General features: G+C 73.5%; 16 protein-coding genes and 1 pseudogene. 9 read left to right on the top strand and 8 right to left on the bottom strand.

The window, feature by feature from the left end; translation table 11 throughout:
* Positions 1-65 precede the first annotated feature (65 nt).
* Positions 66-923 (bottom strand): EamA family transporter, encoded by an 858-nt coding sequence (locus tag ACH4UM_RS28025; RefSeq protein WP_398184916.1) that lies wholly within the window; start codon positions 921-923, stop codon positions 66-68.
* A gap of 93 nt (positions 924-1,016) precedes the next feature.
* Here ACH4UM_RS28025 and ACH4UM_RS28020 point away from each other — a divergent pair, with 93 nt between their 5' ends.
* Together ACH4UM_RS28020 and ACH4UM_RS28015 are read left to right on the top strand one after the other, a co-directional pair.
* A complete protein-coding gene (locus tag ACH4UM_RS28020) occupies positions 1,017-1,589 on the top strand; it encodes a helix-turn-helix domain-containing protein (RefSeq protein WP_398184913.1) in 573 nt (190 codons plus the stop codon).
* Between the two features lie 66 nt (positions 1,590-1,655).
* On the top strand, positions 1,656-2,210 hold the full coding sequence (locus tag ACH4UM_RS28015) for a YbaK/EbsC family protein (RefSeq protein WP_398184910.1): 555 nt from the start codon (positions 1,656-1,658) through the stop codon (positions 2,208-2,210).
* Positions 2,211-2,222: 12 nt separating this feature from the next.
* Here ACH4UM_RS28015 and ACH4UM_RS28010 read toward each other — a convergent pair whose 3' ends face one another.
* Positions 2,223-3,350 (bottom strand): cation diffusion facilitator family transporter, encoded by a 1,128-nt coding sequence (locus ACH4UM_RS28010; protein ID WP_398184907.1) that lies wholly within the window; start codon positions 3,348-3,350, stop codon positions 2,223-2,225.
* A 59-nt stretch (positions 3,351-3,409) separates the two neighbouring features.
* Between ACH4UM_RS28010 and ACH4UM_RS28005 the strand changes: the two genes are divergently transcribed.
* The gene (locus ACH4UM_RS28005) at positions 3,410-3,769 is read left to right on the top strand and encodes an ArsR/SmtB family transcription factor (RefSeq protein WP_398184904.1); all 360 of its coding nucleotides are present in this window, start codon (positions 3,410-3,412) and stop codon (positions 3,767-3,769) included.
* Positions 3,770-3,782: 13 nt separating this feature from the next.
* Here ACH4UM_RS28005 and ACH4UM_RS28000 read toward each other — a convergent pair.
* The 3 genes and pseudogenes from ACH4UM_RS28000 to ACH4UM_RS27990 form a co-directional block, all read right to left on the bottom strand.
* Positions 3,783-5,006, bottom strand: a pseudogene (locus ACH4UM_RS28000) (4-hydroxybenzoate 3-monooxygenase); the annotation flags it as partial.
* A gap of 114 nt (positions 5,007-5,120) precedes the next feature.
* On the bottom strand, positions 5,121-6,758 hold the full coding sequence (locus ACH4UM_RS27995; RefSeq protein WP_398184901.1) for an APC family permease: 1,638 nt from the start codon (positions 6,756-6,758) through the stop codon (positions 5,121-5,123).
* A gap of 203 nt (positions 6,759-6,961) precedes the next feature.
* On the bottom strand, positions 6,962-7,369 hold the full coding sequence (locus ACH4UM_RS27990) for a CoA-binding protein (protein WP_398184898.1): 408 nt from the start codon (positions 7,367-7,369) through the stop codon (positions 6,962-6,964).
* A gap of 198 nt (positions 7,370-7,567) precedes the next feature.
* On the opposite strand from ACH4UM_RS27990, the gene ACH4UM_RS27985 reads away from it, so the two are divergent.
* Positions 7,568-8,350, top strand: a complete 783-nt coding sequence (locus ACH4UM_RS27985; protein WP_398184895.1) for a hypothetical protein — start codon at positions 7,568-7,570, stop codon at positions 8,348-8,350.
* A complete protein-coding gene (locus ACH4UM_RS27980) occupies positions 8,347-8,889 on the top strand; it encodes a SixA phosphatase family protein (protein WP_398184892.1) in 543 nt (180 codons plus the stop codon). The genes ACH4UM_RS27985 and ACH4UM_RS27980 overlap by 4 nt, the downstream gene beginning before the upstream one ends.
* A 118-nt stretch (positions 8,890-9,007) precedes the next feature.
* On the opposite strand, the gene ACH4UM_RS27975 is transcribed toward ACH4UM_RS27980, so the two are convergent.
* Positions 9,008-11,017, bottom strand: coding sequence for an amino acid transporter (locus tag ACH4UM_RS27975; RefSeq protein WP_398184889.1), 2,010 nt, complete (start codon positions 11,015-11,017; stop codon positions 9,008-9,010).
* A gap of 147 nt (positions 11,018-11,164) precedes the next feature.
* Between ACH4UM_RS27975 and ACH4UM_RS27970 the strand changes: the two genes are divergently transcribed.
* From ACH4UM_RS27970 to ACH4UM_RS27960, 3 genes are all read left to right on the top strand, one after another.
* A complete protein-coding gene (locus ACH4UM_RS27970; RefSeq protein WP_398184886.1) occupies positions 11,165-11,791 on the top strand; it encodes a YigZ family protein in 627 nt (208 codons plus the stop codon).
* 128 nt (positions 11,792-11,919) lie between these two features.
* Positions 11,920-13,083, top strand: a complete 1,164-nt coding sequence (locus ACH4UM_RS27965; protein ID WP_398184883.1) for an exonuclease SbcCD subunit D — start codon at positions 11,920-11,922, stop codon at positions 13,081-13,083.
* A gap of 151 nt (positions 13,084-13,234) precedes the next feature.
* On the top strand, positions 13,235-16,228 hold the full coding sequence (locus tag ACH4UM_RS27960) for an AAA family ATPase (protein ID WP_398184880.1): 2,994 nt from the start codon (positions 13,235-13,237) through the stop codon (positions 16,226-16,228).
* A gap of 23 nt (positions 16,229-16,251) precedes the next feature.
* On the opposite strand, the gene ACH4UM_RS27955 is transcribed toward ACH4UM_RS27960, so the two are convergent.
* Positions 16,252-16,698 (bottom strand): Lrp/AsnC family transcriptional regulator, encoded by a 447-nt coding sequence (locus ACH4UM_RS27955; protein WP_398184877.1) that lies wholly within the window; start codon positions 16,696-16,698, stop codon positions 16,252-16,254.
* A gap of 139 nt (positions 16,699-16,837) precedes the next feature.
* Here ACH4UM_RS27955 and ACH4UM_RS27950 point away from each other — a divergent pair, with 139 nt between their 5' ends.
* Positions 16,838-17,329 carry a rhodanese-like domain-containing protein gene (locus ACH4UM_RS27950; RefSeq protein ID WP_398184874.1) on the top strand — a complete coding sequence of 164 codons (492 nt, stop codon included), beginning with the start codon at positions 16,838-16,840 and terminating at the stop codon, positions 17,327-17,329.
* A 69-nt stretch (positions 17,330-17,398) separates the two neighbouring features.
* Here ACH4UM_RS27950 and ACH4UM_RS27945 read toward each other — a convergent pair whose 3' ends face one another.
* A complete protein-coding gene (locus ACH4UM_RS27945; protein WP_398184871.1) occupies positions 17,399-19,090 on the bottom strand; it encodes a DUF885 domain-containing protein in 1,692 nt (563 codons plus the stop codon).
* Between the last annotated feature and the right edge of the window lie 35 nt (positions 19,091-19,125).

The following is a 19,125-nucleotide window of genomic DNA, read 5'->3' as shown; positions in this document are numbered from 1 at the left end:
CCCCGGCCCTCGCCGGGCTGGACACCGAGGCTGCGTACGGCCCTGGCCACCGCCCGGCTGCGGGGTCAGCCCGTAGCCAGCAACAGTGTCCCCACCAGCGCCAGCCCCGCGCCGGCCGCCTGGACCGCCCGCAGCCGTTCGCTGAGGAAGCCGCGGGCGGCCAGCGCGGTCACCACCGGGTAGAGCGAGGCGAGCACCGCGGCCACCGTGACCGGGCCGTGCTGGGCGGCGACCGAGTACGTGCCGTTGGCGGCGACATCCGCGAGGCCGACGAAGGCGAGCGCCGGCAGCGCGCCCCAGGGAAAACCGCCCTCCGGCAGCACGGCCCCGCCCCGCCGCACGGAGAGGTACAGCGCGGCCCCGCCCGCGGCCACATTGGTCACCCGCTGCACGAAGAGCGCGAGGAACAGCCCGGTGACCGTGGTGGACGCCTCCGCGATCAGTGCGAACACCGTTCCGAAACCCAGCGCCGCGACCAGAGTCAGCCAGATCGTCCGCCGCTGCACCGCGGCCCCCTTCAGCTGCGGCCCGCCCGCGAGCACGACCCCGAGGACGGCGACCGCGATGCCCGCGACCTGCAGGAGCCCCGGCCGCTCGCCCAGCACCAGGCCGACGCCGACCGGCACCGCCACGCTCAGCGTCGCGAGCGGCGAGACCACACCCATCGGACCGAGGGCCAGTGCCTGGTAGAAGGAGAGCATCGCCACCGGCCCGGCCAGGCCCGCGGCGAACGCGAACCAGAGCTGGGGGCCCGCCTCGCTCCAGGCGCCGGTGGCGACCACCACCGCCCCCAGCACCGCGGCCGCGATCGTCTGGGAGACCATGACCACCGTCAGTGCCGGGTTGCGTCGCGTCAGCAGCCCGCCGCCGAAGTCGGCCAGGCCCCACAGGAGGCTGGTGGCCAGGGCGAAGAATGCTGTCACGGTCTGCCTCGCAGTACAGTTCGGTGAACGGTCGGGTGCAACCCACCGTAGTTCAATGAAGTAAACTCTGTCATCCAGAATATTGGACGGAATGTGTCGGACCTCGACCTGCTGACCCAGTCCCTGGCACGCAACGTCAAGCGCTGGCGCACCGAGCGCGGCTTCACCCTGGACACGCTCGCCGCCCGCGCCGGAGTCAGCCGCGGCATGCTGATCCAGATCGAGCAGGCCCGCACCAACCCCAGCCTGGGCACCGTCGTCAAGATCGGCGACGCGCTGGGCGTCAGCATCACCACCCTGCTCGACTACGAGCAGGGCCCGAAGGTCCGTATCGTCCCCGCCGACCAGGCCGTCCGCCTGTGGCACACCGACGCCGGCAGCTACAACCGGCTGCTCGCGGGCGCCGAGGCGCCCGGACCGCTGGAGATGTGGGAGTGGCGCCTGATGCCGGGCGAGCGCAGCCCCTCCGACCCGCACCCCACCGGCACCGTCGAACTGGTCCACGTGACCGCGGGGGAACTGGCGCTCACGGTCGACGGAGTGGAGTACCGCGTGCCCGAGGGTGCGAGCGCCTCCTTCGAGGCCAACACCCCGCACACGTACGCCAACGAAGGCGCCGTCCCGATGGAGATGGTGATGGCGGTCTCGGTGCCGCCCGTCCACTGATCTCGGTGCCGCCCGTCCACTGAGACGCGCGGTGGGGCCGCACCGCACGGCTGTTAGCGTGCGGACATGCGCGCACCCATCGGAGACTTCGACCGGGCCACCCCCGCACCCGACTGTCTCGACGAGCTCACCGGCCCGGTCGCCGACGCCGTACGCCAGTGGCGCGGCAGCGTCCCCGCCGACCGGATCGTCTACGTCGAGACCGATCCGCGGTGGGCCGACACGGCCGTCTTCGTCGAGCACTACGGCCGGGACCTGCTCGAACGGTCCGCGAACTGCGTGGTGGTGGCGGGCAGACGAGGTGGCGAGACGCGCCTCGCCGCCTGCGTCGTGCTCTCCACCACCCGCGTCGACGTCAACGGGGTGGTGCGCCGTCAGCTGGACGCCCGCAAGGCCTCGTTCGCGCCGATGGAGCTGGCCACCGGGGAGACCGGCATGGAGTACGGGGGCATCACCCCGATCGGGCTCCCCGAGAGCTGGCCGGTCCTCGTCGACTCCGTCGTCGTCGACCTGCCCTACGTGCTGGTCGGCAGCGGCCGCCGGCGCGGCAAGCTGCTGGTGCCGGGCAAGGCGTTCGCGGAACTGCCCGGGGCCGTGGTGCTGGACGGGCTGGGGGCCTGACCCCCGGGCGGCTCAGGCCGTGGCGTGGTGGGCGAGCGCCAGGTGCGGGTCCGACTCGCCGGGAGCCGGGGCCGGGTCCGCGTGGACCAGGGCCGCGGTGAGCCGGGGGACGGCGTGCAGCAGGGCGTGTTCGGCGTCGACGGCGACCGCGTGGGCCTGGCGTACCGTCGCCTCGCCGTCCACGACCACCGCCACCTCCGCGCGCAGCCGGTGGCCGATCCAGCGCAGCCTCAACTCGCCCACCGACCGCACACCCGGCACCTCGCGCAGCGCCTGTTCGGCCCGGTCCACGAGGGCCGGGTCGACGGCGTCCATCATCCGCCGGAACACCTCACGCGCCGCGTCGCGCAGCACCAGCGCGATGGCCGCCGTGATCGCCAGACCCACGACCGGGTCGGCCGCCTGCCACCCCAGCGCCGAGCCCGCGGCGCCCACGAGCACGGCCAGCGAGGTGAACCCGTCCGTCCGGGCGTGCAGTCCGTCGGCGACCAGCGCGGCCGAGCCGATCGCACGGCCCACCCGGATCCGGTGCCTGGCCACCCACTCATTGCCCGCGAAACCGACCAGGGCCGCCACGGCCACCGCCGGAAGGTGATGCACGGGCCGCGGATCGAGAAGCCGCTCCACCGCCGCCCACGCGGCGAACGCCGCCGACGCGGCGATGGTGAGCACGATCACCAGGCCGGCCAGGTCCTCCGCGCGGCCGTAGCCGTAGGTGAAGCGACGGGTCGCCGCGCGGCGGCCCAGCACGAAGGCGATCCCCAGCGGTACGGCGGTCAGCGCGTCCGCCGCGTTGTGCACCGTGTCCCCGAGCAGCGCGACCGAGCCGGACGCGACCACCACCAGTGCCTGGGCGAGCGCGGTCGCGCCGAGGACGGCCAGCGAGACCCACAGCGCCCGGATGCCCCGGGCCGACGACTCCAGCGCGGCGTCGAGCTTGTCGGCGGTCTCGTGGGAGTGCGGGGTGAGCAGGTGCGCGAGGCGGTGACGGAGGGACGCCGGCGCGTGGGCGTTGCGTCCGTGGTCGTGGTCGTGGCCGCGCTCGGCACTGGCGTCGTGGCGCTGCCCGTTCCCGTGTGGTTCGTGCCCGTGTCCGTGGTGCTGGCCGTGCCCGTGTCCGTGGTGGTGCCGGTCGCTCACGTGGTTCCCCTTCCGTGCGGGAGGTGGACGCCGGGCGCCCACGAAGCCATTATGTGCGTATGAGCGCACGCATGCACCTATCATCTGCGCATCATGCGCATCCGCGTACCCCGGGCGAGGAGCAGTTCGCCCTCGCCGCCGAACTCCTCGCCCTGCTCGGTGACCGCACCCGGCTCACGCTGCTGCACGCGCTGGCGTCCGGCGAGGCCGACGTCACCACGCTCACCGAGGCGTGCGGCGCCGCCCGTCCGGCGGTCAGCCAGCACCTGGCGCGGCTGCGGCTGGCCGGACTGGTGACCACGCGCAAGGAGGGCCGCCGAGTGGTCTACTCGCTGCGCGACGGCCATCTGCGCCGGCTGGTCGACGAGGCGCTGAACGTCGCGGACCACCGGCTCAGCGACCGGCCGGTCCATGACTGAGGGCGACCGGCGCTCAGTAGCGGGCGGCCGTGCCGAGGTACTGCTCCGCGAAGGCGGCCGCGGCCGCAGGTGAGGTGAACAGCCGCCGCAGCCGGGCGAGCGTGGTGCCCGCGCGGTGGGGATCGCCCGACGCGGTGCCGTGGTAGACGTCGGAGAGCCATTGGGAGAACTCCTGGTAGTCCCACACGCGCCGCAGGCACGCCTCCGAGCAGCCTGCCAGGCCGCTGTCGTCGCCCTTCGTGAGGTGGGCGGCGAGCGCGTCGCCGAGCAGGAAGGCGTCGTGCAGGGCGAGGTCCATGCCCTTCGCCGCGATGGGCGCGGTGAGGTGGGCCGCGTCACCGGCCAGGAAGAGCCGGCCGTGCGCCATGGGCTCGACGACGTAGTCGTGCATCTCGAGCACCCGCTTCTCCAGCAGCCGTCCCTCGTTCAGCGGCGGGGCGTCCGCCGCCGCGAGCCGTTGCCGCAGTTCGGACCGGACACGCTCGTGCGGCCAGTTCTCCGGGTCGTCGCCGGGCGGGCACTGGAGGTAGCAGCGGGTCACCTCCGGGCTGCGGGCCATGTGCCCGGCGAATCCACGCGGGTGGACGCCGAACAGCACGCAGTCGGAGGACAGCGGCGCCTCGGCGAGCAGCGCCAGCCAGCCGATGCCGTAGTCGTGGCGGGCGATCCGGGCGATCCGGGCGATCCGGGCGACCCGGGTGATCCGGGCGTGCCGCGGCACCAGCGCGGACCGGCTCACCCCGCGCGCGCCGTCGCATCCGGCGACGAAGTCGCAGTGGGCCAGCCGCCGTTCGCCCGTCTCGGGGCAGAGGTAGGACACCGACGGCCGGTCGGTGTCCGTGTCGTGCAGCGTCACGGCCCGTACGCCGAACCGGATGTCGCCGCCCCGGACCTCGGCGTACTCGCGCACGAGGTCCGTCACCAGCAGCGGCTGCGGATGGACGAAGTGGTGATGGCCCGTCAGTTCGGTGTACCGGAAGCGGTGGCGGGCGCCGGCGAAGCGGAACTCGCAGGCGGTGTGCCGCCCGGCCCGCTCCAGCAGGCCCTCGGCGAGGCCGTGCTCCTGAGGTCCGCGCACGGCCCACTCCTCGATCACCCCCGCACGCGGCCGCTGTTCTATGAACTCCCTGGACCCGGTCTCCAGGACCAAACAGTCGACGGAGGCGGCCCGCAGGATGTTGCCCACGGTCAGTCCCGCGGGTCCGGCGCCGATGACGACGACCGGAAAGCGTTCGCGGGGCGGGGAGCCGGGGTGGGGGAGGAACGCGTCACCCGGGCATTATGACGGTGTCCCGTCAGGCGCGGCCGGTTGGCTGCGGCTGACGGGACACCGAACGGGGAGCGGAGCGGGTCAGTGCGCGGGTGCGTCGGTGACCACGACCTCCTCGATGCTGCGCTCGATCGCCTCCGGCTTGCACGCCGTGGCCCGGGCCCAGTAGTAGACGGCCAGCGAGAAGGCGGCGACGACCAGCATGTCCCACCACAGGGGGAGGTGGCCCTGGCCGCCGAAGCCGCCCTGCCAGGAGATCAGGCCCATGCCCACCAGGTAGCCGGGCAGCCACTGGGCGGCCTTCCACTCCATCCGGGGCGCGTCCGGCAGCCCCTTGGCCGTGGCGTACATGGCGTAGCCGCCGAGCAGGACGTAGCCGAGGACGATCGCGATGCCGAGCCGCCACAGGGTGTCCCAGCCGGCCCAGTAGATGATGAAGTTGGCGACCACGAAGGACAGCGGCGCGACCACCTTGCCGGCCGGCAGGCGGTAGGGACGCTCGTGGTTCGGCAGCTTGTCGGCGAAGACGCCGTAGGCCAGCGGGGCGCCGGCGTACATCAGGACGCTCGCGGAGGTGATGAAGCCGACCAGCTCCTGCCAGCTCGGGAAGGGCAGGAAGCAGACGATGCCGGTCACGAAGGAGATGATCAGACCGAACCACGGCACGCCGCGGGAGTCGATCTTCTCGAAGACCTTCGGCGCGTAGCCGTTCTTGGCCAGGCCGTAGGAGACACGCGAGGTCGCCGTGGTGTAGATCAGGCCGGTGCCGCCGGGGGAGATGACGGCGTCCACGTAGAGCACCACGCCCAGCCAGCCCAGGCCCACCAGCGTCGCGATGCCCGCCCACGGGCCGCTGATACCGGGGAAGTCGAGCTTGGCCCAGCCGTGCGCGAAGGAGCTGATCGGCAGCGCGCCGATGAAGACGACCTGGAGCAGGACGTAGATCACGGCGCCGATGGCGACCGAGCCGAGGGTCGCACGCGGCAGGTCGCGCTTGGGGTTGCGGCTCTCGCCCGCCAGCTGGATCGCCTGCTCGAAGCCCAGCAGGGCGAAGATGATGCCGCTGGAGCTGATCGCGCCCAGCACGCCCTTGGCGCCGAACGGGGCGAAGCCGTGGACGGTGAAGTTGTGCGGGTGGAAGTTGCCCACCGCGATGATGAAGATCGTGGCCAGCGGCACGGCGATCTTCCACCAGGTGGCCGCGCTGTTGGTGTGGGCGAGGACCCGCACACCCAGGAAGTTGACCGCGACGAAGACGGCCATCAGGACGACGGCGACGACGAAACCGCTGGTCGTCAGGGTGCCGTCGGCGTGCTGGAAGCCCTTGGCGAAGTCCCAGTGAGCGGCGTAGCCGATCATCGCCTCGACCTCGATGGGTGCCACCGTCGCCGCCTGCAGCCAGGAGAACCAGCCGAAGGACATGCCGGCCAGGCCACCGAAGGCGTAGTGCGGGTACCGGGCCGTGCCGCCCGCCACCGGGAACATGCCGCCGAGTTCGGCGTGCACGAGCGCCAGCAGGACGATGGCCACCGTGCCGATCAGCCACGAGATGATCGCCGCGGGACCGGCCGTCACGACTGCCTTCTCGGCGCCGTAGAGCCAGCCGGAGCCGATGATGGAACCCACCGAGGCCCACATCAGTCCGATCAGTCCGACGTCCCGCCGCAGACCTGTCCGGTCCCGTGTGATGTCGGGGGCTGCATGGTCCACTTTCACCATGTCAAGGGGCCTCTCACTATCTGAACACTGAATTAACGCTCAACGGCCGCTCACAGTAGGAATAGGGGCCCGCTCCGCAGAAGCCCACCAGAGCAAATTTGACTATTTCAGAGGGACTCCCTTTGCGATGCCTTTACACAGGTCAGCGATGGTTGCAGAATGTTTCTATTCAGTTGCGAAATGTGAGAAGAGGCTGACACACCCTAGGTCAGGCGGGGGATTTCGATCGCCGGGCAGCGGTCCATGACCATCTCGAGACCCGCCGCCCGGGTGCGCGCCCAGGCTGCCTCGTCGACCACGCCGAGCTGGAACCACACGGCCTTGGCGCCCTTGGCGACCGCCTCGTCTGCGACCGGGCCGGCGACGTGGCTGTTGACGAAGACGTCGACCACGTCCACGGCGAAGGGGATGTCCGCGAGACGGGCGTAGCCCCGCTCGCCGTGCACGGTCTCCGCCCTGGGGTGGACCGGGACGACGCGCTTGCCGAAGCGCCGCAGCACCTCGGCGACGCCGTATGCGGCGCGGCCGCGGTTCGACGACAGGCCCACCACGGCCCAGGTGTCGCCGAGCTCGGTCAGGATCTTCCGGATCGTCGCCGCATCGCCGTACACCGCTGGTCTCCTCGCGTCTCGGGAAAGTCTGGGCTGCCCTGGGCTGCCCTGGGCAGCCCAGGGCAGCCCGAGGAAGGGTTCGCGGACTGGGCAACAGCGGGCACCACCCGGCGATTCCCACCGACCCGGCCGCGCCACCCTGTCCGGAATGTGCGCCACATGCCTGCGCGCGACCCTCCGGCCGCCTACGCTCGGGCCGTGCTGCGCATTATCGACGCCCGAACCGGCGAGCCCGTCACCGCCGCCCCCGCCCGCCGCGGTCTGACCCGCATCGAGGCGCACGCCTCCGGCTTCGACGCCTCGGGCCTGCGCGTGCTCCTGGTCGCCGACCTCCTGGTGCGGGCCCTGGAACTGGGCGGCACGCCGGTGTGGGCCCTCCTGACCGGCGAACGGGAGCAGGCGGAACTGCGCGCCGGAGCGGCGGCCCTCGGCATCCGGCCCTTCGAGGACAGCCGCGACGTCGGCGCCGCGCTGGGCGAGGCGCAGGTCGTCCACGTGGCCGGCGAGGGCGGCGGGGACGGCGGGGACGAGCACGGCGGGGACGAGGCCGGCGCCGGGGACCGCGGCACCGCGTCCGAAGACGTCCGGATCGCCGTCGCGCCCGTCGAGGCGGCGGTGCCCGTCACCCTCGCGACCGCCGGCGACCCCGCCGTCTGGCGCCTGGCCCTGCTCGGCCGCCGCCGCACCCAGCCCGTACGGCTGGACGCCGAAGCACTGGAAGAGGCCCGCCGGACCCTCGCGCGCTGGCGCCGCGCGGTCGCCGACTGGGCGCGGCAGCCCTCGCGGCCGATCCCCGTCGAGGTGCGCGGCCGGCTGCGCGGCGCCTGGGAGGACGACCTGGACGTCCCGGCGGTGCTCCGGGTCCTCGAGTGGGTCGAGACCCGTCCGGACCTGGCGGACGGCGCGCGCTTCGAGACCTACGCCTACGCCGACCGGCTGCTCGGCCTCGACCTCACCCGCGACCTGGGACGTACCGAGTGATCGCCCGCGCGGGAGCCGGCCCGCTGCGCCGCCTGGTGGTGCTGCGGCACGCCAAGTCGGCCTGGCCGCACGGCGTCCCCGACCACGAGCGTCCGCTGGCGCCCCGCGGCCGCCGGGACGCGCCCGCCGCGGGCCGCGCCCTCGCCGAGGCCGACTGGCTGCCCGACCTGGCGCTGTGTTCCACCGCCCTGCGCGCCCGCCGCACCTGGGACCTGGTCTCCGCGCAGTGGGGCACCCCGCCGCCGGTGCGCTACGACTCCCGGCTGTACGCCGCCGACGCCGGCACCCTGCTGACGGTCGTGCGCGAGGTGCCGCCCGAGGTCGGGACGCTGCTGCTCCTCGGGCACAACCCCGGCCTGCAGGAGCTGGTCCTGGAGCTGGCCGGGGACGGCCTGGACGACACGCTGGACCGGCTCCGGGTGAAGTTCCCGACGTCCGCCGTCGCCGTCCTGGCCTGGCACGGCGCCGGCTGGCAGGCCCTGGCCCCCGGCACGGCGCTGCTCACGGAGCTGACCGTGCCCCGGGGCGCGAAGCACTGAAGGGCCGCCCCGATCCGGTGGACCGGTGGACCGGTGGACCGGTGGACCGGTGGACCGGTGGACCGGGGAACCGGAGAACCGGAGAACGGGGCGGGCCCCATGCCTGCCGCAGGGGGGATCAGCCCACGTGCACGCGCGGCCGCCGCTCCGGGTCTGCCTCGGCGCGGCGCAGCACCTCGCGGGTGACCGGCGCGACCTCGCCGTCGCCGAACACCAGGAAGCGGATGAGCTGGCTGACGGGGTTGCCCTCCGTCCAGCTGAAGTACACGTGAGGGACCCGGCCGGAGCGGTCCCGCAGTGCGAGCAGGATCGCCGCGATGGTGTTGGGCACCGTCGGTCCCTGCGCCCGCAACCTGCGCACCCCGTGCTTCTCGTCGCCGTGCACGGTGATGTCGGCGGTGAAGTCGGAGGAGTCGCGCACGAACACCTCCAGGAACAGCACCGGCCCACCGCCCGGGATGGGGGTGTGTCCGCGCTGGTCGCGCTCCTTGGCGCGGTACTCCCGCGTGCTGTGCTCCTGTGGCTCGTTCGCGATCAGCTGCAGCGGGCCGGCGTCCGCCGCCTCGTCGACGAACCGCCGCGCCGTCTCGTCGAGGACGACCTCCGCGGCGCGCAGCTCGAAGGCCCGGTGCACCCGTGAGCCGAACGACGTGACCAGGATCGCCACGATGAAGATCAGCGCGATCTTGATACCGTCGGGCCGCTCGATGACGTTGGCGACCAGCGTGTAGGCGAACACCAGGGTGATCAGCCCGAAGCCGGCCGTTGCGCCCCGGTGGCCGCGCCGGCGCATGGCGGCCGTGGAGGCGAAGGACGCGGACAGCATCAGCACCAGCACGCCGGTGGCGTACGCCCCGCTCTGCGCGTCCACGTTGGCGTGGAACCACACCGTGATGAGGACGGCCGCCGCCATGAACACCAGCACCAGCGGCCGCACGGCCCGGGTCCACTCCGGGGCCATGCCGTAGCGCGGCAGATACCGGGGGACCAGGTTCAGCAGGCCGGCCAGCGCGGAGGCGCCGGCGAACCACAGGATTGCGATGGTCGAGACGTCGTAGACCGTGCCGAAGGCGCCGCCGAGGTACTGGTGGGCCAGGTAGGCGAGCGCGCGCCCGTTGGCCGGTCCACCGCTTGCGAAGTCGGCCGGCGGGATCAGGATCGTCGTCGCCAGACTGGACAGGAGCAGCAGACAGCTCATGATCACGGCGGCCGTGGTGAGCAGTCGGCGGGTCTCCCGGATCCGCCCCGTCGGCTTCTCGTAGGTGTCGCTGGGATCGCCCTTGACCTGCGGCATCACCGCCACACCCGTCTCGAAGCCGGACATGCCTAGCGCCAGCTTCGGGAAGACCAGCAGCGCCACGCCGGCCATTGCGAACGGCGACGAGTGCGCGGCGGTCATGGCGTCCGTCCAGTCACCGATCCTGACCGGGTGGCCGAGCACCTGCCAGGCCGAGACGGCGAGGACGACGACGTTGAGGGCCAGATACGTGCCCACCAGTACCACCGCTATGCCGATGGCCTCCCGGAAGCCCTTGAGGAAGATCGCGCCGAGTGCGCCGACGAAGAAGAGGGTGATCCACAGGTTCTCGCCGTGCACCCAGTGCGGCGCGAACGGATTCTCCACGACGTGGGCCGCGGCATCGGCGGACGACAACGTCATCGTGATCATGAAGTCGGTGGCCGCGAAACCGAGCAGCACCAGCACGAAGATCTTCCCCGACCACCACGGCAGCAGCCGCTCCAGCATGGCGATCGACCCCTCGCCGTGCGGGCTCTCGTGCGCGACCCGCCGGTAGACCGGCAGCGCGCCGAGCAGGGTCAGCGCGATCAGCACAAGGGTGGCGAGCGGGGAGAGGAGACCCGCCGCCAGGGCGGCGATCCCGGGCTGGTAGCCGAGCGTGGAGAAGTAGTCCACGCCGGTCAGGCACATCACGCGCCACCAGCGGTGGCCCTCGTGGCCCTCGTGCGGCGTGCGGTGCGGACCGGGGTGGCGGGCGGTCTGCTCGCTCAGACCCTCCAGGAGCCAGCCCCGCCAGCGGGCCGTTCGGACCATTGGTCCGGCCGCCGCGCAGGGCTCGGGTCCGCCCGGCTCTTCGGCGCCCTTGCTCCCCACCTCGGTGCCGGTCATGCGGTTGCTCTCCTGTGCTCGGTGGGGCGGGCCGGTCGGCGGTCGGCGCGTGCCGCTGGTCGTGCGGACGCGAGCAGCGAGTATCCCCCAGCACCGGACGCGCACCTGAGGCGGGGGCACCCGAAAGGGTCCGCATAGGCTGGCCGGATGCAGGACGAGTACCGCACAGTCGCCCGCGCGGGCGTGCACGAGACCGAGATCAACCGCTCCCGCTTCCTGTGCGCCCTCGCCCCGGCGGCCACCGAGCAGGAAGCCCAGGCCTTCATCGCCGGAGTCCGCAAGGAGCACGCCGACGCCACCCACAACTGCTGGGCCTACGTCATCGGCGCCGACGCCTCGGTCCAGAAGGCGAGCGACGACGGCGAACCCGGCGGCACGGCCGGCGTCCCCATGCTCCAGATGCTGCTGCGCCGCGACATGCGGTACGTCGTGGCCGTCGTCACCCGCTACTACGGCGGCGTCAAGCTCGGCGCGGGCGGTCTCATCCGGGCCTACGGCGGGGCGGTCGGCGAGGCCCTGGACGCGCTCGGCACGCGCGCGCGGAGGCGTTTCCGGCTGGCCACGGTGACCGTCGACCACCAGCGGGCCGGCAAGGTGCAGAACGACCTCAGGGCGACGGGGCGCGATGTGCGGGACGTGCGCTACGGCGAGGCGGTCACCATGGAGATCGGACTGCCCGACGCCGATGTGGACGCCTTCCGGGCGTGGCTGGCGGACGCCACCGCGGGAACCGCCGTGTTCGAACTGGGTGGCGAGGCCTACGGAGACGCATGACCAAACGGGCAATAGGGCGTCAGCGCCGCCTTTTTAGAGCGGTTTGGAGGGGTTTGGAAGGGTCATGACGGGCCGATACGGGAGTAACCGGCCGTGATGTCGGACCCGGCCGTTAGTCTTCGGGGATCATGAGGCTGCTGCACACTTCCGACTGGCATCTGGGCCGGGCGTTCCACCGGGTGAACATGCTCGACGCCCAGGCCGAGTTCATCGGCCACCTCGTGGCGACCGTGCGCGAGCGTGGCGTCGACGCGGTGGTCGTGTCGGGGGACGTGTACGACCGTGCGGTGCCCCCGCTGGCCGCGGTCGAGCTGTTCGACGACGCTCTGCACCGCCTCGCCGGTCTCGGCGTGCCCACGGTGATGATCTCCGGGAACCACGACTCGGCCCGCCGTCTCGGCGTCGGCGCCGGTCTGATCGGCCGCGCGGGCATCCACCTGCGGACCGAGCCGTCGGCGTGCGGCACACCGGTGGTGCTGGCCGACGCCCATGGCGACGTCGCCTTCTACGGCCTGCCGTATCTCGAACCGGCCCTGGTCAGGGACGAGTTCGGGGTCGAGAAGGCGGCCCACGAGCCGGTGCTCGCCGCCGCCATGGACCGGGTCCGTGCCGACCTCGCCACGCGCGCGCGTGGCACCCGCTCCGTCGTCCTGGCGCACGCCTTCGTCACCGGCGGTGAGGCCAGCGACAGCGAGCGGGACATCACCGTCGGCGGAGTGGCCGCCGTCCCCGCAGGTGTCTTCGACGGCGTCGACTACGCCGCCCTCGGCCATCTGCACGGCTGCCAGACCATCACGGAGCGTGTGCGCTACTCCGGCTCCCCGCTGCCGTACTCCTTCTCGGAGGCCCGCCACCGCAAGACCATGTGGCTCGTCGACCTGGACGCCGGGGGCTCCGTCACCGCCGAGCGGATCGACTGCCCCGTCCCGCGTGCGCTGGCCCGGCTCCGGGGCACGCTGGAGGATCTGCTCGCCGACCCGGACCTCGCCCGCCACCAGGACGCGTGGGTCGAGGCGACGCTCACCGACCCGGTCCGCCCGGCCGACCCCATGCCCCGCCTCTGCGAGCGCTTCCCACACACCCTCAGCCTCGCCTTCGACCCCGAACGGGCCCCCGGCGACCCGGACGTCTCCTACGCCCGCCGGCTCGCGGGCCGTGACGACGAGCAGATCGCCGAGGACTTCGTCACCCACGTGCGCGGCGCGGGACCCGACGCCCACGAACAGAGCGTGCTGCGCGACGCTTTCGACGCGGCGCGGGCCGGCGATGCGGTGCGGGAGCCGGCACGGTGAGGCGGCGGACGGCGGCCGCTGTGGGCGGCCCGAGTGTCGACCCGCCGGGCGCCCGCGCCCGCCACGGCGCGGGAAGCGGATCGAAGGGACGCGGTCTCGGACCGGGACCGGGACCGTGGCCGTGGGTGCTGCAAGGCATGGGGGAGGGCCAATGAGGCTGCACCGGCTCGACATCACGGCCTTCGGGCCGTTCGGAGGGTCCCAGAGTGTCGACTTCGACGCGCTGTCGGCCGCCGGGCTGTTTCTGCTGCACGGCCCCACCGGGGCCGGCAAGACGTCCGTACTGGACGCCGTGTGCTACGCGCTCTACGGCTCGGTGCCCGGCGCTCGCCAGGGCGGCCAGGGCCTCGCCCTGCGCAGCGACCACGCCGCCGCGGACGTCCGCACCCAGGTCACCCTCGACCTCACCGTCGCCGGCCGCCGCCTGGAGGTCACCCGGCAGCCGCCCTGGGAGCGCCCCAAGAGGCGCGGCACGGGCACGACGGTGGACAAGGCCCATGGCCGGCTGCGCGAATACGACGCGAGGGCGGGCGTCTGGAAGGACCTCAGCCGCTCCCATCAGGAGATCGGCGAGGAGATCACCCAGCTGCTCGGCATGAGCCGAGAGCAGTTCTGTCAGGTGGTGCTGCTGCCCCAGGGCGACTTCGCGCGCTTCTTGCGCGCCGACGCCGAGGCCCGCGGCAAGCTGCTCGGCCGGCTCTTCGACACCCACCGCTTCGCCGAGGTCGAAAAGCGCCTCGCCGAACGCAGGCGCGGCACCGAGGCCCGGGTGCGCGAGGGCGACGCCGCCCTGCTGGCCGACGCGCACCGCATGCAGCAGGCCGCGGGCGGTGCCATGGAGCTGCCGGAGCTCGCACCCGGCGAGCCCGGTCTGGCGGAGGCCGTCCTGAGCGCGGCGGCGCTGGCGCGCAGCACCGCCCGTGAACGGCTGACGGTCGCCCACTGCCGCCTGTCGGCCGCCGAGTCCGGCCATGCCGCCGCCGAACGCGACCTGGAGGGCGTGCGCGAAGTGGCGCGGCTGCAGCGGCGTTTGGCGGAGGGTCGTGAGCGCGCCGCGCGTCTGGCGGAGCGGGCCGGCACGCACCGTCAGGCGCAGGCGCGGATGGAGCGCGGGCGCAAGGCGGAGGCGGTGGCGCCGGCGCTGGAGCTGCGCCGGGCCGCCGACGCCGAGCACCGGCGGGCGGCCACCGCCGAGGCACGCGCGCGTGCGCTGCTGCCGGAGAACGTCGCCGGCGCCGGCGCGGCCGGACTCGCGGCCGCCGCGCGCCGGGCCGCCGGAGAGCTGGGCGGGCTGGAGTCGGCCCGCCGCGCCGAACAGCGCCTGGCCGCGCTGGTCGCCGAGCGCGCCGACGTGGACCGGCAGGAGCGCGCCGACGAGGACGTGCTGCACGAGGCCGAGAGCTGGCTCGCCGGGTGGGAGACGACCCGGTCGGCGCTCCAGAGCCGTATCGAGTCCGCCCAGGAGGCGGCGGCCCGCGCCGAACAGCTCGCCGTGCGGCGCGAACCCGCGCAGCGGCGCCTCCGGGCCGCCCGGACGCGGGACGAGCTCGCGGGGGACACCGACGAGGCCCAGCGGCGCGCACTGGCCTCCGCCGAACGCGCCGTGCGGGCCAGGGCTCACTGGCTGGAGCTGAAGGAGCAGCGTCTGTACGGCATCGCCGCCGAGCTGGCCGCGCACCTCACCGACGGCGAGCCCTGCGCCGTCTGCGGCGCCACCGAACACCCCGCCCCCGCGCGCAAGGTCGCCGGGCACGTCGACCGCGAGGCGGAGGAACGCGCCCTCGCCGCCTGCCAGGCCGCCGACGAACAGCGTGCCGAGGACGAGCGGCGGCTCGGCGTCGTCCGCGAGGCGCTGGCCGCCGCGACCGCCGAGGCGGGAGACACCCCGACCGGGCAACTCGCCGAGGAGGCCGGGGACCTGGAGCGGCTGCTCGCGCAGGCGCGCCGGGACGCCTCCGCGCTGCACGCGGCACAGGAGGAACTGCGCGGCGCCGAGCAGGAACGCGAACGGCGGCTCACCGACCGCCGGCAGGCCGAGGTCCGAGCCGCCTCCCGGCTGACCCGCAGGGAATCCCTGGACCGTGAGAAGGCCACGCTGGAGGCCGAGTTGGCCAAGGCCCGGGGCGCCGCCCACAGCGTCGCCGCGCGGGCCGCGCAACTGGAGCGGCAGGCCGCACTGCTCACCGACGCCGCCGACGCCGCGCGCGCCGCCGAGGAGAGCGCCGCACGGCTCAAGGACGCCGACGGACGGCTCGCCGAGGCCGCCTTCCGCGCCGGCTTCGACACCCCGCGGGCCGCGGCCGCCGCCCTCCTCGAAGACGCCGAGCACCGCGAGCTCCAACGGCGCCTGGACGCCTGGCAGTCCGAGGAGGCCGCGGTGCGTGCGGTGCTCGCCGAGGCCGACACCGCGGCCGCCGCCCAGCTGCCGCCCGCCGACCTCGCCGCGGCGGAGGCAGCCGCGGCCGACGCGGACCGGCGGCTGCGCGAGGCCGCCTCCGCGCGGGACGCCGCCGCCCGCCGCTGCGGCGAACTCGACCGGCTCTCCGCCCGCGCGGCCACGGGTGTACGACGGCTGGCACCCCTGCGCGAGGAGTACGACCGCGTGGCCCGCCTCGCCGCCCTCACCGCTGGCACCTCGGCCGACAACGAGCGCAAGATGCGCCTGGAGTCCTACGTCCTCGCGGCCCGCCTGGAACAGGTGGCCGCCGCCGCGACCGTACGGCTGCAGCGCATGTCGTCCGGCCGCTACACCCTGGTGCACTCCGACGACCGCGCCGGTCGCGGACGCAGCGGGCTCGGTCTGCACGTAGTGGACGCCTGGACCGGCCGGGAGCGGGACACTGCGACCCTGTCGGGCGGCGAGACGTTCTTCGCCTCGCTCGCACTCGCCCTCGGTCTCGCGGATGTCGTCACCGACGAGGCCGGCGGGGTCCGCCTGGACACGCTCTTCATCGACGAGGGCTTCGGCAGCCTCGACGACCAGACCCTCGACGAGGTCCTCGACGTACTCGACTCCCTGCGCGAACGCGACCGCAGCGTGGGCATCGTCAGCCATGTCGCCGACCTGCGGCGGCGCATCCACGCGCAGCTGGAGGTCGTCAAGGGAAGATCGGGCTCGGCGGTGCGGCAGCGCACGCCGGCCTGAGCAGTGGCCGAAGCGCGCCGGTCTCAGTGCCCCAGCGGGCGCCGGGGCAGCGGCGAGGAGTACACGAGGCTCGTGGTCACCGAGCCCAGCGTGCCGATCCTGCCGGACACCTCCTCGAGATGGCGCATGGAACGCGCGGCGACCTTGATCACGAAGCAGTCGTCGCCCGTGACATGGTGGGCCTCCAGGATCTCTGGGGTGCCGGCGACCAGATCGTGGAAGGGCTTGTAGTTGCCGTTCGGGTAGCGCAGCCGTACGAAGGCGAGGATCGGCAGCCCCAGCCGCTCCGGGTCGACCACCGCCGCGTACCCCTGGATGACACCCGCCTCCTCCAGGCGGCGCACCCGCTCGGTGACCGCGCTCGGGGACATGGACACGGCCCGGGCGAGCTCCGCGAAGCTGGCCCGGCCCTCCCGCTGGAGGACGTCGAGGATGCGCCAGTCGGTGGCGTCCGGGGAAAACGCGGTCATGGCCGAGGAATAGCAGGGAAATCCCCGGCACATCAAGAGGTGTGCCGGGGATCGCCGCTTCAAAGGGGATGATCTCCGGCCGTAGATTGCGGCCATCGAACATCGAACCGATCCACGCCGGGAACGGAAGGACCAGACGATGACCCTCATCCCGACCACCACCGCCCACGCCGGCCCCGTACTGCGAGTCGCCCCCGCACCCCCCGCCGAAGCCGCCGCCCACTTCCGCGCGAGCCTCGCCTTCCACACCGACGTCTCCGACGTCGCCGCCGCGCTGGCGGCGGCCGGCGACCCCGGGTTCGTCGTGGTCGACTCCCGCGCCACGGATGCCTGGGACCAGGGGCACGTCCCCGGCGCGGTCCACCTGCCGACCGCCCTCGTGGCCGAGCGGGCCGGGGAACTCCTGGACAGGTCCGTGCCGGTCGTCACCTACTGCTGGGGGCCGGGCTGCAACGGCGCCACCCGCGCCGCACTCGCCCTCGCCGAACTGGGCTACCAGGTCAAGGAGATGCTGGGCGGCTTCGAGTACTGGGTGCGCGAGGGCCTCGCGTACGAGACCTGGCAGGGCGGCGGGCGCCGTGCCGCCGACCCGCTGACGGCGCCCGCGGAAGGCGGCGACTGCGGCTGCTGAGAGCGTGGCGGCCGGTGGGCGCGGAGCCGGTCGAGGGCGGCCGGGTCCGGCCGGCCGCCCTGACGGGGCTCACAGCTGTGAGAGCTCGTCCACCAGGTCGTCCAGGCCCAGCGAGCCCTGCGACAGCGCCGCCATGTGCCAGGCCTTCGCGTCGAACGCGTCCCCGCGGCGCTTCCTGGCGTTCTCGCGGCCCAGCAGCCAGGCCCGCTCGCCCAGCTTGTAGCCGATCGCCTGGCCGGGCATCGACAGATAGCGGATCAGCTCGCTCGCCACGAAGTCACCCGGACGGCTGCTGTGCGCACCGAAGAACTCCTGCGCCAGCTCCGGCGTCCACCGCTCACCCGGGTGGAAGGGCGAGTCGGCCGGGATCCGAAGCTCCAGGTGCATGCCGATGTCGATGATGACGCGGACCGCGCGCATCATCTGAGCGTCCAGGTAGCCCAGGCGCCGCTCCGGATCGGTGAGGAAGCCGAGTTCGTCCATCAGGCGTTCCGCGTACAGGGCCCAGCCCTCGGCGTTGGCGCTGACGATGCCCACCGTCGCCTGGTAGCGCGAGAGGTTCTCCGCCACGTGCGCCCACTGGGCCAGCTGGAGGTGATGGCCGGGTACACCCTCGTGGTACCAGGTCGACACCAGGTCGTAGACCGGGAACCGGGTCTGCCCCATGGTCGGCAGCCAGGTCCGTCCAGGCCGGGAGAAGTCGGCGGACGGCGCCGTGTAGTAGGGGGCGGCGGCGCCGCCGGGCGGCGCGATGCGGGACTCCACCCGCCTTACGCGCTCGGCGAGTTCGAAGTGCGAGCCGTCCAGCGCCTCGATCGCCTCGTCCATGAGGCCCTGCAGCCAGGTGCGGACCTCGTCCACGCCCTCGACGTGCGCTCCGTGCTCGTCGAGGTGTGCGAGCGCCACCCACGGGGTCCCGGCGCCGGGCAGGACCTTCTCGGCCTCCTTCCTCATCTCGCCGAGCAGACGGTGGAACTCGGCCCAGCCGTACGCGTACGCCTCGTCGAGGTCCAGGTCCGTGCCGTTGAAGTGGCGCGAGAAACGGGCGTAGCGCTCGCGGCCGACGGTGTCCGGCGCGCCCTCCACCGCCGGCGCGTAGGCGTCGCGCATCCAGTCCCGCAGCTCGACGACGGCCGCGGTCGCCGTACGGGCGGCCTCGTCCAGTTCCCCGCGCCGGGTCTCGGGGCCCGCCGCGGCGAAGTCCTCGAACCAGCCGCGCCCCCGGCCGTCCGTGTCCGACCACTCGGTGAGCTGCTCGACGAAGGTGGCCGTCGCCCGCGGGCCCGCGTACAGCTTGCGGTCCAGGCCGAGGGCCAGGGACTCGCGGTAGCCGCTCAGCGCCGCCGGCACGGCCCGCAGCCGATCGGTGACCGCCGCCCAGTCCTCGTCGGTGCCGGTGGGCGTGATCGTGAAGACGTCGCGCACCGAGTGCACCGGGCTGTGGATGTTGCTCACCGTCCGCAGGCCCTCGTCGGCCTCGTGCACGGCGAGATTCGCGGTGAGCCGCTCGCGCAGCAGACGCGCGCAGCGACGCTCGATGCCACTGTCCGCGCCGGGCCGGCGCTCGGCCTCCGCCAGCCGGGCGAGGGTGGCGCGTGCCAGCTCCGCGAGCGCCTCCTGGCCCGCGGGCGAGGTGTCGGGCAGCCTGCCCGAACTCTCCCGCACACCGAGATACGTACCGGTGACCGGGTCGAGGGCGATGAGTTCGTCGACGTAGGCGTCGGCGACCTGGCGGGGCAGCGGGCTCTTGGTCTGTGACATACGGGCCATCCTCGTACGAGGACACACCCCGCGTC

The organism is Streptomyces sp. NPDC020801 (genome assembly GCF_044334385.1).
Lineage (GTDB): Bacteria > Actinomycetota > Actinomycetes > Streptomycetales > Streptomycetaceae > Streptomyces.
Note: the sequence above shows the minus strand (reverse complement) of the source record. Positions and strands in the feature narration are given on the sequence as shown.

Coding starts and splice junctions, on each gene's coding strand:
- ACH4UM_RS28015 (WP_398184910.1), top strand. CDS start 1,656: ATGCGCGCACCCATCGGAGACTTCGACCGGGCCACCCCCGCACCCGAC.
- ACH4UM_RS28005 (WP_398184904.1), top strand. CDS start 3,410: ATGAGCGCACGCATGCACCTATCATCTGCGCATCATGCGCATCCGCGT.
- ACH4UM_RS27995 (WP_398184901.1), bottom strand. CDS start 6,758: ATGGTGAAAGTGGACCATGCAGCCCCCGACATCACACGGGACCGGACA.
- ACH4UM_RS27975 (WP_398184889.1), bottom strand. CDS start 11,017: ATGACCGGCACCGAGGTGGGGAGCAAGGGCGCCGAAGAGCCGGGCGGA.
- ACH4UM_RS27970 (WP_398184886.1), top strand. CDS start 11,165: ATGCAGGACGAGTACCGCACAGTCGCCCGCGCGGGCGTGCACGAGACC.
- ACH4UM_RS27965 (WP_398184883.1), top strand. CDS start 11,920: ATGAGGCTGCTGCACACTTCCGACTGGCATCTGGGCCGGGCGTTCCAC.
- ACH4UM_RS27960 (WP_398184880.1), top strand. CDS start 13,235: ATGAGGCTGCACCGGCTCGACATCACGGCCTTCGGGCCGTTCGGAGGG.
- ACH4UM_RS27955 (WP_398184877.1), bottom strand. CDS start 16,698: ATGACCGCGTTTTCCCCGGACGCCACCGACTGGCGCATCCTCGACGTC.
- ACH4UM_RS27950 (WP_398184874.1), top strand. CDS start 16,838: ATGACCCTCATCCCGACCACCACCGCCCACGCCGGCCCCGTACTGCGA.
- ACH4UM_RS27945 (WP_398184871.1), bottom strand. CDS start 19,090: ATGTCACAGACCAAGAGCCCGCTGCCCCGCCAGGTCGCCGACGCCTAC.